We start from the raw sequence: 15,926 nt of genomic DNA, 5'->3' as shown, positions 1-15,926 counted from the left end.
TATTTTTCTTTTTCAAAAAACGTGTTGAAATATTTAGTCGATTCTTATAATATGAGGTTGAGGAAAACGTTTTCCTTAATCTATTTGTGCAAACGTTAGCATAAAAACAGAAAGGGGAGAAGAGAATTGGGAAGAGAATGGGGGAAAAGCGAGGTGTCCCGGTTTTGAAAGCGCGGAGGCGAAGGAGGATAGGATGGATTTTGGCAGGTGTGTGGCTGGTTCTTTCCCCGTTCTGCTCGGCGGTTGCTTACGGGAATGGAGAGGGGCAGCCAGTTGTCAGCGCGGGTTCTCCTGAGCGAACAGTCACGCTTGTCGGGACGCTGCAGGATGAATTGGGGCATACAAAAGAATGGGATCCGTCGGCTGCAGCGACCGTGATGCATGATGAAGGCGACGGGCTTTATACATTAACGGGAACGTTGCCGGCGGGGACGTATGAGTACAAAATCGCCATCAACGGCAGCTGGGATGAAAACTACGGTGCTGGTGGGCGCAACGGCGGAAATCTTACATTGACATTGAACGAGCCGACAAAGGTAACGTTTTACTACCATGATCGCACTCATGCCATCGCTGACTCGACTTGGTATGCGCCGATTCCAAAGGAAAAACAGCCGCGTTTGGTCGGAACCGTGTTGCCGGCCATCGGTTATGAGACAGACAATAATGGTTGGACTCCAGCCACATCGACGGCCTTCCTCAAGGATGACGATTTTGACTCCGTTTATGCGTTGACGGCGCAGGTGCCGAAAGGATCTTATGAATACAAAATCGTGCTTGGAACCAATTGGGATGAAAACTATCCGCAAGACAATGCACGGTTAAACGTGTTGGAGCCTTCCACTATCACGTTCTTTTTCAATGCGAAGACGAAAGAGGTCTATACCGATTATCGCCCGCAAGGTTCTGATGGAATCGTTCAAAAAGAGCGGCTCAAGCATAACACATGGGATGCGCTGTACCGCCAGCCGTTTGGGGCGGTGAAAGCGGGAACGAAGGTGACGCTTCGTTTAGCGGCGAAAAAAGGCGATTTGACGAAAGCAGATGTATATGTGAAAAATGCGACGACCGGCACGGCCAACGTCTACACGATGGAAAAAGTCGGCGTGCTCGGGGACGATGAATATTGGGAGGTGGCGTTCACCCCTTCTGCGTCAGGGGTGTACGGGTATAAATTTATAGCGCAAGATGCCGGAACGAAAGTGGAATACGGTGAAGATACGCAAGAAGGGCAATGGGGGAAAGCAGTGGACAGCCGCGCGGAACTGTTCCAACTGACGGTGTATGATCCGGATTACAGGACGCCCGACTGGATGAAAGAAGCGGTGGTGTATCAAATTTTCCCGGATCGGTTCTTCAACGGCAATCCTTCCAATGACAACAGCAAGCAGCAGGCGCGCGGGACACAGCCGATTGAACATCGCGCTTGGTCGGAGTTGCCCGATAATCCGCGCTTGAAAGGAACGAGCGGCTACGATGGCGACGGCGAATGGTCGAACGACTTTTTCGGCGGCGACATCGCCGGAATTAGACAGAAGTTGGACTATTTGCAGTCGCTTGGGGTGAACACGATTTACTTAAACCCAATCGCCACGGCGCCCTCGAACCATAAATACGACGCAAGCAATTACAAAGAACTCGATCCGATGTTCGGGTCGCCGGAAGAGTTTCAGGCATTTGTTCAGGAACTGGCGCAACGAGGAATGCATCTCATCTTAGACGGGGTGTTTAACCACGTCTCTGATGATTCGATTTACTTCGACCGTTACCACCGCTATCCGACCGTTGGCGCCTATGAATATTGGGAAGCGGTGTACGATTTGATGAATGAGAAAGGATTGAGCGAGGAGGAAGCGCGGAAACAGGCAGAGGAGACGTTCAAACAACAAGGACAAACGTTCAGCCCGTATGGGTTTCACCTTTGGTTCCATATTGAAAACAAAAAAGTCGATGGGCGTTATCAGTATCAGTCGTGGTGGGGGTATGACAGCCTGCCGGAGTTTAAGTCGGTGACGGGGGAAAAGGTACCGTATCCGAGTGAATTAAACAACGATGCGCTCGCGAACTACATTTTCCGCGAACCGGATTCGGTAGCGAAAAGCTGGGTGACCCGCGGCGCCTCCGGCTGGCGGCTCGATGTGGCCAACGAGGTGGATGCGGCGTTTTGGCGCGAGTTTCGTCAAGAGTTGCTTCACGGATCGTACGACCGCGGCCCGACGTTAAAAGAAGGGGAGCAGCCGCTCATTTTAGGGGAAATTTGGGATGACGCATCGAAATATTTTCTAGGCGACCAGTACGATTCCGTGATGAACTACCGGTTCCGCGGGGCGGTGCTTGACTTTTTGCGAAATGGGAATGCAGAAGAGGCCGATCGGCGACTGACGGCCATAAGGGAAGACTACCCGAGCGAAGCGTTTTATGCGCTCATGAATTTGATCGGTTCGCATGACACGGCGCGGGCGGTCTTTCTGCTTGGGAACGGAACGGATTCATTCGAGCGGGCGGAGTTTGATCCGAATTATAATGAAGAACTTGGGAAAAAGCGGCTCAAGCTAGCGGCGATTTTGCAGATGGGATATCCGGGGGCGCCGACGATTTATTACGGCGATGAAGCGGGGGTAACAGGCTCAAAAGATCCGGACAACCGCCGCACCTATCCGTGGGGCAGCGAAGACCAAAACTTGTTGGCGCACTATCGAAAAGTCGGCCAAATTCGTCAACATCATTCGTCATTGCTGGCCCATGGCGACATCAAGACCGTGTATGCGCAAGGGGATGTATACGTCTTTGCCCGCCAATACGGGCGTGACGTGGCGCTCATTGCCGTCAACCGTGGCAATGAGGACAAAACGGTGGCGCTTGACGTCGCTTCGTGGCTGCCCAACGGCACCGTGCTGACGGATGAGTTGCATGATGGCGGGAAAGCTACGGTCGCCAGCGGAACGTTGACGGTCACAATTCCGGCCTTGGACGGACGGATGATATTTGGGACGGTGACGGCAGAAATGCCTGCCGCGGTCAGAAATTTGCAGGCAAGCGCCGCGGTTGGCCGCGTGACGCTTACTTGGGAAGGGCAAGCGTCGAAGTATCGGGTGTACCAATCAACCATTCAAGGGGCTGGTTATACGTTAGCGGCGGAAACGAACGAGACTTCCGTGACGATCGATTCGTTGGCGAACGGGACTGCGTATTACTTTGCCGTTACCGCCGTCGATGAGAACGGGAATGAGTCGCCAAAGGTGGAAACGAATCGCGTCGTTCCTCATTATCCGCTGACGAGCGACAATGTCCAGTTCGTGACCACGTTAAGCGATGCCACACTCGACTTGTCCCAGCCGCAACCAATCGATGTCAAAGTGAACATCGACGGTGTGACAAGCAAAGGAGCAGCCGATGGGTTGCAAGCGGTGTTGCAAGTGAAAGGGTCGCATGACGAAGCATGGAAAGAATATAGAGCGGTTTACCAAGGGCAAGATGGCGACGCTAATGTGTTCCGTGCCGCCTTCACCCCGCTTGTGGCAGGGACGTATACGTATCGCTACGCGCTGACGACCAACCTTGGCGAGGATTGGGTGTATACGGAAGCCAAACAAGTGACGTTTGCGGCCGACTCCAGCGACCAAAAAGCGCCGGCCGAGGCGATTGCGCTGACGCCGCCGCCTGTTGAGTCAGGGCAAGTTCATTTGTCATGGCAGTTTGTCGGAAAAGATGATGCGGATGCATACTTGCTAGTCATTGAACGCAATGGAACAGTCATTCATATGACGACATCCATCAGCACATCGTTCGTTGATTACGGGGTCGAAAACGGCACCGAGTATGCGTACGTTGTCAAGCTGTATGACCGCGCTGGAAATGTCACCGCGTCCAACACGGTCAAAGTGAAGCCGGACATTGTGATGGTGAAAGTCATTTTTAAAGTCAAAGCCCCAGACTATACGCCGTTAGATGCCCGAATTACGATTCCAAACAGTTTGAATGGCTGGAACACAGGGGCGTGGGAAATGTCACGCAATGGAGCGGTGACGCCTGATTGGCAATTTACAACTGAAGTGCAAGAAGGGGAAACGATCACGTATAAGTATGTGAAAGGCGGGTCGTGGGATCAGGAAGGGCTGGCTGATCATACGCCTGCAGACGTTGGGGATGATGATGTCAGCTATTATGGATACGGTTCGATCGGCACGGATTTGAAAGTGACCGTTCACAATGAAGGAAACAATACGATGGTTGTGGAAGACCGCATTTTGCGCTGGATCGATATGCCGGTGGTCATCGAAGAGGTACAAAAACAAGGGAGTCAAGTGACGATCAAGGGCAATGCCATTAAAAACGGTGTTTTGACGATCAATGGCGAGCGGGTGCCGATCAATGATCAGATGGCATTTGTCTACACCTTTACGCCGGCTCCGCAGCAAAAAGAAGTGGCGATCCATATCGAACCGTCAGCGGAAAGCAAAGCAGCCGTGTTCAAAAACGACGGTGGAGCCATTGCGAAAAATACGAAAGATTACGTGCTAAATTTGGAGACGAAGCAGTTGCGTGAAGGCCAGTTGACGACGTCCCCACCTTCAGACGGTGGAGGGCCTTCTCAAGGAGGAGGATCGTCAGGCAACGACACTTCTCCGGGCAGCGGCGGCCCACCGGATGGCACATCCCCTGGAGGAGGGGTTCCGCCGAAGGGGAACATTCCTCCTAAACATGGAACACCTCCATCGGTGCCGCCGCACAAACCGTCTCCACCGAAGTCAAAAGAGAAACCAAAAAAACCAGTTCCTCCTCCGGGGCGAGGAAAAAAAGTCTGTTGGGACGGCGTGGCGTTGAAGAGAGGGCATGGCTGGCTGACGGTGAAAATACCAATCAACTTATGGAAGCAGGAGGTCGATAGCGAGCTGAAACGCATTTTGTGTCCGGGTGAAGCGTATCGGTTTTATCGGTATGACCATTATTTCGGTGGACAATACAGGATTGGTGATGGGATTTACTTGACGAATATACCTAGCTTCATCCGCGATCACCCTCCATCGAAGGAAAAAGTAAAGCAAGCGAACGGTTGGTGATGTACGATGCCATGCTGCCTTGCACCGTGACATTTGGCGGAGCGAGGCAGTTTTTTTAAGTATCCTCTACCTGTGACACTTTGAGCTGAGCGGTGTTTTTCACCAACGTACTAGGCTATTCTTCTTTTCCGGAACAGTGTAATGCTTTTTGCGTGCGGCTTGTAGCATTATGCGCACGAATTGGCGTCAAAGGACAAGTGGAGGAGTGAAGTCGGCGAATTTGGCTGGGGAGAGGGAGGGGGCTCCGTGTGTGTTGCCCCCTTTTCCTCCTGCCGATGCGCTGAAACATTGGTTGGACATCTTGTGCTCGCCTTGGAGCCAAGGGCCTTTTTCGATCCACATTCCTTTTGCCCCAGCTCATGAGGAACGATCGTTTTGTGACCGTCCGTGTGCGCGAAAAGGTATGATCACGTCCGCAGCGTGGAGGCCAAGGGGCGCTCGGGCAGATAGAGTTGGGCGTTATCGCTTTGGCCGGCTGCGATCCAATCGCGCAGGCATTTGGCAAGCACCATGCTGTAGACCGCCCCGTTGTCCCCGTAAGCATAGACGAAATAGCAGTTCGGATATTCGTCATACACCCCGATGATCGGCAAGCCGTCATGCGTGCCGGCGTAGTAGGCGCCGAGGTAAAATTCCGGCTGCACGTTGATGGTGGGGAAGCGCTGATTGAATTCAGCGATCAACTGGTCGCGCTTATGGATGAGTTTCGCGTCGCGTTCATCGGCGTAAGTCGTATCTTCATCCAACCCGCCAATGATCACGCGGTTGTCAGCGGTCGTCCGCATGTAAATGTAGGGACGGGCGGTTTCCCAGATGAGCGTCCGGTTGTACCAGCTCGAGAAATCATCGACCGGATTGGTGACTACCGCGTACGTGCTTGTCAACACAGCGTTCCGGTCCTTTTTGAAATCCAACGTTTCATATCCCGCGGCGATGATGACGGATTTTGCTTGGATGACCGCTCCTGTTTTCGTATAAAATATCGCTTTGTCTTTTTCTAGTTTTTTTCCGTTGATTTCGGTTTGTTCGAACAGGCGGACACCGCGGTTTTTGGCGTATTCAAGCAAGCCGATCGTCAGTTTGTATGGATTGACTTCGCCATCGTTTTTCGTCAGCATCGCCGCGGGCCTGCGGAACGGGTAGTGGCGGGCGATTTGCTCTTCCGTCCACCATTCGACGGCAAAGCCGTGTTTCTGGAGAGCGGCGTATTCGTTTTCCAACTTGCTTACATCTTCAGAAGAGCTGGCGTAATACAAACTGTCGCGGGTGACATATTCGCAATCGAGCGGCAGCTTTCCGGCAGCCTGAGCGAGATCGCGGATGGCCTGTTCGCAAAGCTTGAGATGCCGGGCTGCGTATGCTTCGCCAAAACTGTTGATCAGCTCGAAAAACATTTTTTCCCCCAAGTATTGAATGAGGGCGGTGTTGACGGCCGTGCTCCCATGTCCCGCTTTTCGCTTGTCGACGACGACGATGTCAAGGTCGGTGTCGCTCAGGAAGTAGGCGCATTGGGCGCCCGAGGTGCCTGCGCCAATAATGAGTACATCGCAGTCAATATCTTCCTCCAAGACCGGGTAGCTCGGCGGGGCTGGCAAGGTGGTAGGCCAGTACAATTTGCCGGATTGTAAGTTCATGTTTGTTCGACTCCTTCCAGACCATGGTTTGCTTTTAGCATGACCGGAATCATTTGGTTTATTCGTTGCGATCAGACCAACGTCGACTAGCCCATTGATAAAGAAACGCGGTGTCATAGAGGCGTGGTTGATGGGGTGGAAACGGAAAGACAAAGGATTTTTTGTCATTGTATTGACAAAGATAGTCAATATCAATTACGACCTCAATTGATAAGGATTATCATTATTAAATAGAGGTTGAAGGGGGAATATGTAACGTGGTGCAGAAAAAAATGGACTTCTCTTCTTGCCGTGCTGATGGCGCTGCTCGTGCTGCTTGTGCCATTGGCTCAACCGGCCGCATCGGTGGAGGCTGCAGCCAAGACAAGGGTGTTTAAAGCAGAGCTTGGCAAGCTGGTGATCAAGGGAACCCCGAAGCGGATTGTCACGTTAAGCATGGCGGGGACCGATGCCATGGTTACGTTAGGATTAAAGCAGGATTAAAGCCGGTGGGCTATACGATTTCGAATTCGGGAACGGTGCCTACATACAGGCGCCGGTTAACGTATCGACGTTACGGGACGGAACGCTAACCCTATCTGTCATCCAAATCGTCAAGGGTCAGAAGTACAGCAGTGTAAAGAAAAAGATGATCAAGGATACGAAGGCCCCTTCCGTTCCGGTGATCACGAACAAAGGATGGATCAATGCCAAGCAGCAGAACCCCATAGCGTTGTAAAGGTTTCGTTGAGCGATGGGAAGCAGCGCATAACCAAAACGGTGCGTGCAGATGGCAAAGGGAGATTCCGGGCGGTGATCGATGCAAGAAAACTGGCGGAAGGAGAGATTACGGTCTCCGCGGTTAGCGTGGATTCGGCAGGAAACCAAAGCGGTCAATCGAAGAACGTGCTTCGGAAAGATGTGAGCATAGAGCCCCCTGAACTGTTGAATGAAGGATATATTAACGCTTTCAACTATGAAGCGTATCCAGTCACAGGGACAGGCACGCCTGGAGAGAAAGTGGTGGTGGAGGCTGCCGATGGAAAAAAATCCGTCTTGGCAAGCGGGTTGGTAGATGAAGATGGAAACTATGGAGTAGAGATCAATCCGTCTTCGCTGAAAGACGGGAAGGTCATCATCCGTGTGAAAACGATCGATCAAGCGGGCAATGAAAGCCGGATGGTAAGCGTCGTCCTCATCAAATCGTTGGCTTCTCCGGCCAAGCCGTCTATTGACAATAAAGGATATGTGAATGCCAGCACAGATGCCACCGCTTATGAAGTCACGGGCAAGGGGGAACCAGGAGCGGAAGTGGAGGTCACGTTGTCCGATGGCACGAATGAAATCAGCACAGTCGGTACGGTGGACGAAAACGGGAGATACCGCGTAGAAGCGGATATTTCGCCGTTAAGCGATGGACTGATTACCATTACAGCCGTTCAAACGAGCGTTACAGGCAATGTAAGCCCGGAGGCAACCGCAACGGTTTGGAAGGATACCGCTGTTATCGCTCCATCGTTGAACGCCCTGCCAGTCGTTACGAGCCAAAATCAAGCGGCCTATACGATCGCAGGAACGGCAGAAAGCAACGCATTGGTGCAAATCATCATTACGGATGGGCAAAAATCGCTTGTTGCATGGACATCGGCGGACTCGAATGGGAGTTTTTCCAAGACGCTCGATCTGTCCGCATTGAACCATGGTCAGCTGATGATCATTGTGATGCAGAAAGACGCCGCACAAAACCATAGTGAGGCGACCACAGCGACGGTGACGAAAGGGCAATAAGAAGGAACCTGTTGTCGGCCGAGTCTTTCTTTGAAGCGGGATGCTTAAAAGAGGACTCGGTCGATTTTTTTATGATCTTGCTGAGCGCCAGCAGCAAAAACAATGGTTGCAACAAAGAAGCAAGACGGCACTTCAATGGATAATGAAATAAATAGTTATAGATTAATAGATTGTTCAGTTGTATAATATGGATATAGTTTCCTTTCCCGTACAAAGTGAGAGAGGAGAGAAAAAGTTCAAGGAGAAATATGGATAGATGCAGTTTCCATACAGTGATGAGAATGTAGCTCATAGGGGGATCGAAGATGAAACGATGGAGAGCAATAGGGTTGGCATTGCTGCTGTTTGGGGCATGTGGCTCCGCCGCCTCCGCAGAAACAGCCGGGAAAACAACGCCGCCCTCCCCGGCGGCAGAAGTTGCTGCCAAGTTTTCCGAACAAAAAGAAATGGTGGCCAATGAGTTGGTCGTTCAATTTAAAGAGGGGGTGACGAAAAGGAAACGTGAGGAGCTCCTTCGTCCGTTCCGAGCCGCCGAGCTCTCATTTCTGGATGTAGGAAACTTTTCCCTTGTGAAAGCGTCACGGGGCAGCGATCTGAGCGAATTGGCGGCGAAGCTCGTCAAACTCCCTGAAATCGAGTCAGTGGAGCCGAACTATGTCATCGAACGAAACTATACGCCGGGCGATCCGGGGTATCGCCATCAATGGCATTTAAAGAAGATCAATGCTCCGAAGGCATGGAGTGTGACAAAAGGGTCGGGGCAGATTACGGTGGCAGTGGTCGATGATGGAGTACAAATCAGTCACCCAGACTTAGCGGGGAAGATTGTCTCTCCTTATAATGTGGTCACCGGGACAAGATCGGTGCCGCCTGGGAAGCATGGGACGCATGTGGCAGGCATTATCGCAGCCGCGATCAACAAAAAAGGGGTCGTTGGCGTGGCGCCAAATGTAAAAATTATGCCGGTCAATGTGTTTGAAGGGGATGGAGCGACAAGCTATGATGTGGCCTACGGGATTGTCTATGCGACGGAGCAGGGGGCAAATGTAATCAACCTTAGCTTAGGATCGTATGAGACGACGGAATATGAAGCAGCCGCAGTCCAATACGCGGTATCAAAAGGAGTTATTCTTGTCGCCGCGGCGGGAAACCATGAACCCAATGCATCAAATTTGCCGATGTATCCCGCTGCATTTGGGCCGGTCATTGCGGTGAGTGCTATAGATAAAGGTGACTTTGTAGCGAATTTTTCTAATTACGGAAGGTATGTGGATTTCGCTGCTCCGGGAGTCGCTATTTATTCCACGTTTCCAACAGGCTCTTATTTGAGCCTTGATGGCACGTCGATGGCCGCCCCGATTGTATCCGGAACCGCAGCGCTTGTTTTATCGAAGAATCCGCTTCTGACACGCACGGAAGTAGAGGGCATACTACGAAAATCAACCGTGGATTTAGGGGCAAGGGGATGGGATGAATCTTACGGATATGGGAGGATCGATGCATACAAAGCGGTACTTAATACCCCTTGGCCTCTTTCTGCGCTTTCAACGGCTACAACCTTTGCGATGAAAGGAAACAACAAGACCCGTTTTTCGCTGTCCGCCTATAAAAAGGGATTGAAAGTGACCGCCTACGTCAAAGACAGCAAAAACCGCATCGTGCGAACGATCGTGAAAAATCAAAGCTGGGCAAGCAACCAAATTTCCTTGTTGTGGGACGGCAGACGAGACAACGGTGCTTTTGTCACGGCCGGAACATATACGGTCGCCGTTCAAGTGTCTAATGGCCGGGAGTCAGTGACGAAAACGAAACGAATTAACATCATTGATCACGTCACCCCGTCGATCCAGCTGCGGTCAACGCCGGTTTCTTTCTCGCCGAAAGCTAAGAAAAGTGTGTCTATTCCGTTTACACTTAACAAAAACGCCAAAGTGACGGCGCGGATATACGATGCGAAAAACAAGCTCGTCAAAACGATTTGGAGTGGCAAATCGTTGGCCGGCGGCAAATATACGCTGGTGTGGGACGGAAAAAATGCGGGCGGAAAGCTTCTTCGGGACGGAACGTACCGCTTGAGCATGTCGGCCGTTGATGACAAGAGACGCAAGTCAGCCGTTCGCACCCAATTGATCTTCATCGATACAAACGTGTCTTTTGGAGGAGCAACGCTTGGCCAAACGCTGTTTAAAATGGACGGAACGGCGAAAGCGAGCGTCCGCATGAACTTGAAGGAGCCAAGTTTTGTTTCCGCTTATGTTAAGACGGAAAAAGGAACTGTGGTGAAGCAGCTTCTTCGCCATCAAAAATACAAAAGTGGTTCGTATACGGTCAGCTGGGATGGGAAAAACAGCCGCAACACGTTTGTCAGCGAAGGAAACTATTACTACACGATTGAGGTGACGGACGAGTGCGGCAATAAGATCACCGTTCATACGGGCAAGTTCAAGCTGGAAGACTGGCGGAAGCCGTCTATTCAAGCCCCTGCTGCCTTGGATTATACTGAGCTAGGCACGTTTGATATCCCGTATACCCTTTCAAAGGCAGGCAGCGTCACGATCGAAATTTATCAAGGCTCTTCAATCGTGCGCACCTTGTTGTCCAACTCGCCACAGCAGCCCGGAAGCCGAAAGGTCGTATGGGATGGGAGAAACAATGCGGGCCAATACGTGGCCGACGGTCTGTATGAAGTGCGCCTGAGCGTGGTCGATGCCCGCGGCCAGCAAGCTTCAGCCGCCATTCGTTTGCAGGTCGACTTGACGAACGTTGCGGTGCCGAAAGTCGTATGGTTTTATCCGGAGAACGGAAGTGACATCCATTTCCGCTTGTCCGCCCCCGCGATGGTAACGGTAGAAATGTTCGATGTCGCTGGGGAAAAAGTGCGGACGATCTGGGCCGATAAGCCGTTGGATGGTGGAATCCAAGTGGTGACGTGGGACGGATTGAACGACAATGGTGAAAACGTATTTCGCGATGACGGCAGCGTCTACACGTTCCGGATCACCGCGCGTTTTGCGAATGGAGCAGTGGAGACGGCGGAAGGGAGAATCGACAATAGCGCCGATCCATCATGGCTCTTATCGTATACCTATTTCTTCGATTGGGACGAAGGAGGTTATCGAACGGCTCTCCATTTGTCCATCCGAGTAACGGAAGAGGTGGCGGCGACGCTGTCTATATACAATACAGACGGCGAGACAGTGGTCGACGAGGAAGCCTATTTGCTGAAAGCAAATGTGGAAAATCAGATCACGTATCGGAAAATAGACAAGTATGCAGACTATTACTATTTGCTGAAATACCAAGATCGCTTTGGCAATGTGTACTATTACTTGCTGGATGAGACGAGGGAGAGTGAATATTCGGGGACATCGTATCGGCTTCAGCAAGCCAATAGGTTGAAGTGATCGGCAAGATCGCTGAAAGACCGCCCATGCCCTCCCGGCAGAGGCGGTCTTTCTTATTGTAGGATTTTCTTTTTCTCTAAAAACGTCCGCCCGTAGCGGCCATGATCATGGAGCATGGCGTGTTCGACTTGGATGGTTGCGTGTTCGATGCCGTATTTTTTCTTCAGCAGTTCATTGACCGCCAAGATGACGCAAAGTGGTTGGATGTGTTCGTTGACAAACACGTGAGCCGACAGCGAGTAATGGTCGGTCGAGATGGCCCATAAATGCATATCATGCACGTCTTCGACCCCTTCGATCGTTCGAATGTCGGCGCGGATTTGTTCGAGGTCAAATCGTTCGGGCACGGCTTCCATTAAGATGAGATACGATTCACGCATAATTTTTGCCCCGCCCGTGAAAATGATGGCGGCGATCACCAAGCTGATGATCGGGTCGAATACTGTCCAACCGGTCCAATAAATGAGAAGCGCGGAAACGATGACACCGATCGAGCTGATTAAGTCGCCGATGAAATGCCAAAGGGCGCTCTGAACGTTCAAGTTGTCTTCCGCTTTCGTGCTCCGGCTTAAGACGATCGTCAGTGTCGCGTTGACAACGAGGCCAATCGCGGCGATCCCGAGCATGAGGCGAAACTGGATCGGCTGTGGATGGAGAAAGCGCTGAATGCCTTCCCACAAGATCCAGAGCGCAATGACGGCCAGCGTCAGACCGTTCAAAAACGAGGTGATGATTTCAAACCGCAAAAAGCCGAATGTAAAGCGAGGATTGGGCGGACGTGTCGCCAAGTAAAGAGCGATCATGCTCAGCCCGAGCGCCAATACATCGGATGCCATATGGGCGGAATCGGACAGCAGGGCGAGCGAATTTGAAAGAATCCCCCCGGCGATCTCCACAGCGGTAAACAATATCGTCAGCGCCAGCGTCACCCAGAGCGCTTTCTTCGATTCACTCTGCGTTTTGACATGCGGAAGATGGTGAAAATCGTACGATGCAGAAGCCATAGGCAGCCTCCTTTTTATAATAATTATTAATTTATATATATTATAATATAGTAAAGGGCGATGTGCAACCAAAATTTGTCGACATCCGGGTGGTGATGGGGATATTTGTGTAAAAGGGCGGTGATTGGCTCACACAACCGCTTCTCCGAATCGTTTTTCAAGTGGAAAAACTTGTGGCATCAGCTGCTATGTTCACCGTTCAACCTTCAATTAAGGCAAACAGAGCGGTGTTTCACCAACCTTCTAAAAGACTGGCGATTTCGGGTAAAATGCTACTGATCTCACCCATTTCTCATTTAGAGAAACCTTGCAAAATCCGCTTTCTTTTCTGAAGGAAAATGCCGCCGATTGGTGTGTGACAGCGGTGTTTCACCGGCCTTCTAAAGGGGCGGTGGTCAACGAGACAAATGGGGAAATCGATGGGCTGGACGACCGGGAAAAACGCGTTTAACCCGTCGGTTCATGGATCAAACGACCCCGTTGGCCGAACTGGCCGACCGGAAAAAAAACGCGTTTGACTCGTCGGTCAAGGCGGTGATTCGCTCCCGAGGGATGCTGAGAGGGAAAGCACGTTTGGTTAAGGGTTCTCAATCGAGAAAGATGTCGCGTCCCCCTTCTCGCGCAGAACGTTGGGTCAAAACGGAAGGTGAAAACGGTTGACATTCACCGATGATCCGGCCCCACCCGGAAAGGTTGAAGATGGAACAAGGGTGTCCTGCTTAGCTCAGGACACCCTTGTTTAGGTCAATCATCGCCGTCCAGCTGGTACTCAATTTCGTGTGCGTTTATCGTTTCGTTCCGTTGCAGTATGTAGTACGGAACACACACTTCCTCCGTTTCAAAAAAGACCAAAGTGCCGAGGATCCTTTGTGTGAAGTTCATTGTTCCCGGATCGTTTAAGGAGTGGGTTCATCAACACGTTGTTCGGATGGCCTTTCGTCATAACGGCGGTAACTGCCTGCGGATGTATACGGGTCTTTTTCGTACGCCGGCAAATCGCCGAGATTGGACATGATGCCTTCATCATCCAATTGCTGTTCGAGCTGTTCGTGTTCTCTTGTCGGGTACACGTGAACGTTTTTTCCGTACAAATCGACAGCCGCGAAGTTTTCCAAGTCCTCGACATAGCCGACGTTCTCTTCCGATTCGGCGTACACTTCGCCGTAGTAGTCAACGTTTTTGCCAAGGTCGGATGGGGTATCGGACGTGCCGTAACGGGCGACCTCCTGCCACGCATCCTCGGCATCGTAAGCGACCGACTCATCGCGGCCGTCAAAATCAAATTTGCCAAACGGCGGCATGAGCACTCCTTCCTCCAGCGGCCGTTTTTGTGAGACGGTTTGGTCCGGGCTGTGCTCCCGGCAATAAAGGGTGGTCGGCAGCGCTTCCAGTCGTTCGTACGGGATCGGCTGACCGCAGACGCGGCACGTTCCATATGTTCCCTCGTCCATGGCTTGGAGCGCTCGCTCGATGCTGCGCCATTCGCGCTCGGTATGTTCATCCAACGCCAAATCTTTTTCCCGTTCATACAGCTCGGTCGCCTCGTCGGCCGGATGATTGTCATAACTGGCCAGCTCGCCGGTGGCATCGTGGGCATGGCTGCGCATGAGGCCGAAATGGTCGTTTTGTTTCAGCCGCTCTTCGATGTCCTGTTTCATCGCGAGCAAGGTGGAGCGGAGGGCGGCCAGCTGTTCGTTCGTCAACATCGGTTGCAACTCCTTCCTTCGCCATTCGCGTTGTTCAGGCTGACGTGGCATCCGGCCGCGTTTCCTCAACCGCTTGCGAGAAACGGAGCCCATCGGAATCAAGGCGCTTCCGCGGGAGAAACACTTCCCGGCGGGGCGCCCGCGGCGTTCCGTCAGCCCTTTATAAGGTTAGTATGGGCGAAAATGAAAAAAAAACACGGTCAGAGGATGAGGTCGACAACCAGCCGGTTTATGTTTGTCAGCATAAAAAACACGGTCAGAGGATAAAGGCGGCAACCAGCTGGTTTATGTTTGTCAGCATAAAAAAACACGGCCACATGGTGACCGTGTTACAGCCAATGGCTGATCAACAAGCCGATGGCGAGCAAAAAGCCGAATTGCGTATTCGTCTCCGCTGTCGCTTTCATGGCTGGCATCATTTCCAGCGGTTTGACTTTGCCAATAAATCCCCGCGTCGCCGCCACCGCCTTTCGAACGCTGACTAAGGCGAGCAGCGCCCAAGGAGGAACGGTGCCGATGATCACAAGTCCGACCGTCCAAAGAAAGGCGGCGACAAACATGAGGGCGAGCAAGCGCACCGCCCAAACGCGCCCGACCAAAATGGCGAGCGTCTTTCTCCCTTTTTCGCGGTCGCCCTCTAAGTCGCGGATGTTGTTGGCCAGCAAAATGGCGCCGACGAAAATCGCCACCGGGATCGAGACATAAACGACATCGGCGTGAATGGCGCCGGTTTGGATGAAATATGAAATCAAGATGATCAAACAGCCCATAAAAAACCCAGCTGCCAGCTCGCCAAACGGAGTGTAGGCGATCGGAAACGGTCCGCCGGTGTAAAAGTAGCCGGCCGCCATGCAAATCGTGCCGACAGCGGCGAGCCACCAGCTGCTTTCCATGCAGATATAGACGCCGATCAGCATCGCCACACCTAGGCAGCCAAACGCCAAGGCGAGCACGGTTTTTGGCTTGAGGCCATCGCGGACGATGGCGCCGCCAATGCCGACGGATTCAGGTGAATCGAGACCGCGTTTGTAGTCATAATATTCGTTGAACATGTTTGTCGCCGCTTGGATGAGCAGCGAAGCCAAAAGCATCGCAGCAAACAGCAGCCAGTCGACTGATGTGTGGCCAAGCGCCAGCACCGTGCCGACGCAGACGGGCACAAATGCCGCTGTCAGCGTGTGCGGACGCGTCAGCCGCCAAAAGACGCGCCAGTCGCGGCGGGCTGGCGGGCGTTGGTCCATCATTAACGGTTGCATGTCCCCATTCCCCTTATATTCCGTGAAAATACGGTTTGTTTACGTTCAAAATAAGTGTAGGAAAACGGTGAAAGCGTGTCAACCCTTTCCGATAG

The 15,926-nt window shown here is 52.1% G+C and carries 8 protein-coding genes; 4 read left to right on the top strand and 4 right to left on the bottom strand.

Annotated features, from left to right (window positions below):
• Positions 1-200: 200 nt before the first annotated feature.
• Entirely contained in the window at positions 201-5,060 is a 4,860-nt protein-coding gene (locus tag GC56T2_RS14125) for a pullulanase X25 domain-containing protein (protein WP_483299723.1), read from the top strand.
• Between the two features lie 407 nt (positions 5,061-5,467).
• Here the strand turns inward: GC56T2_RS14125 and GC56T2_RS14120 are convergent, their stop codons facing one another.
• Positions 5,468-6,694, bottom strand: a complete 1,227-nt coding sequence (locus GC56T2_RS14120) for an NAD(P)/FAD-dependent oxidoreductase (protein ID WP_144976062.1) — start codon at positions 6,692-6,694, stop codon at positions 5,468-5,470.
• A gap of 237 nt (positions 6,695-6,931) precedes the next feature.
• Here GC56T2_RS14120 and GC56T2_RS14115 point away from each other — a divergent pair, with 237 nt between their 5' ends.
• The 3 genes from GC56T2_RS14115 to GC56T2_RS14105 all read left to right on the top strand — a co-directional run bounded on the left by GC56T2_RS14115 (position 6,932) and on the right by GC56T2_RS14105 (position 11,865).
• On the top strand, positions 6,932-7,177 hold the full coding sequence (locus GC56T2_RS14115; RefSeq protein ID WP_255516099.1) for a hypothetical protein: 246 nt from the start codon (positions 6,932-6,934) through the stop codon (positions 7,175-7,177).
• A 309-nt stretch (positions 7,178-7,486) separates the two neighbouring features.
• Entirely contained in the window at positions 7,487-8,461 is a 975-nt protein-coding gene (locus GC56T2_RS14110; protein ID WP_255516098.1) for an Ig-like domain-containing protein, read from the top strand.
• Between the two features lie 305 nt (positions 8,462-8,766).
• Positions 8,767-11,865 carry a S8 family serine peptidase gene (locus tag GC56T2_RS14105; protein WP_144976060.1) on the top strand — a complete coding sequence of 1,033 codons (3,099 nt, stop codon included), beginning with the start codon at positions 8,767-8,769 and terminating at the stop codon, positions 11,863-11,865.
• A gap of 53 nt (positions 11,866-11,918) precedes the next feature.
• Here GC56T2_RS14105 and GC56T2_RS14100 read toward each other — a convergent pair whose 3' ends face one another.
• The 3 genes from GC56T2_RS14100 to GC56T2_RS14090 form a co-directional block, all read right to left on the bottom strand.
• Positions 11,919-12,869, bottom strand: coding sequence for a cation diffusion facilitator family transporter (locus GC56T2_RS14100; RefSeq protein ID WP_144976058.1), 951 nt, complete (start codon positions 12,867-12,869; stop codon positions 11,919-11,921).
• 896 nt (positions 12,870-13,765) lie between these two features.
• The gene (locus tag GC56T2_RS14095) at positions 13,766-14,575 is read right to left on the bottom strand and encodes a yteA family sporulation protein (protein WP_144976056.1); all 810 of its coding nucleotides are present in this window, start codon (positions 14,573-14,575) and stop codon (positions 13,766-13,768) included.
• A gap of 329 nt (positions 14,576-14,904) precedes the next feature.
• Positions 14,905-15,831: a 1,4-dihydroxy-2-naphthoate polyprenyltransferase gene (locus tag GC56T2_RS14090; RefSeq protein WP_144976054.1), complete on the bottom strand. Its 927-nt coding sequence runs from the start codon at positions 15,829-15,831 to the stop codon at positions 14,905-14,907.
• Positions 15,832-15,926 lie beyond the last annotated feature (95 nt).

This window comes from Geobacillus sp. C56-T2 (assembly GCF_007829715.1).
Lineage (GTDB): Bacteria > Bacillota > Bacilli > Bacillales > Anoxybacillaceae > Geobacillus > Geobacillus icigianus.
This window is presented reverse-complemented; position numbering and strand designations above follow the sequence as displayed.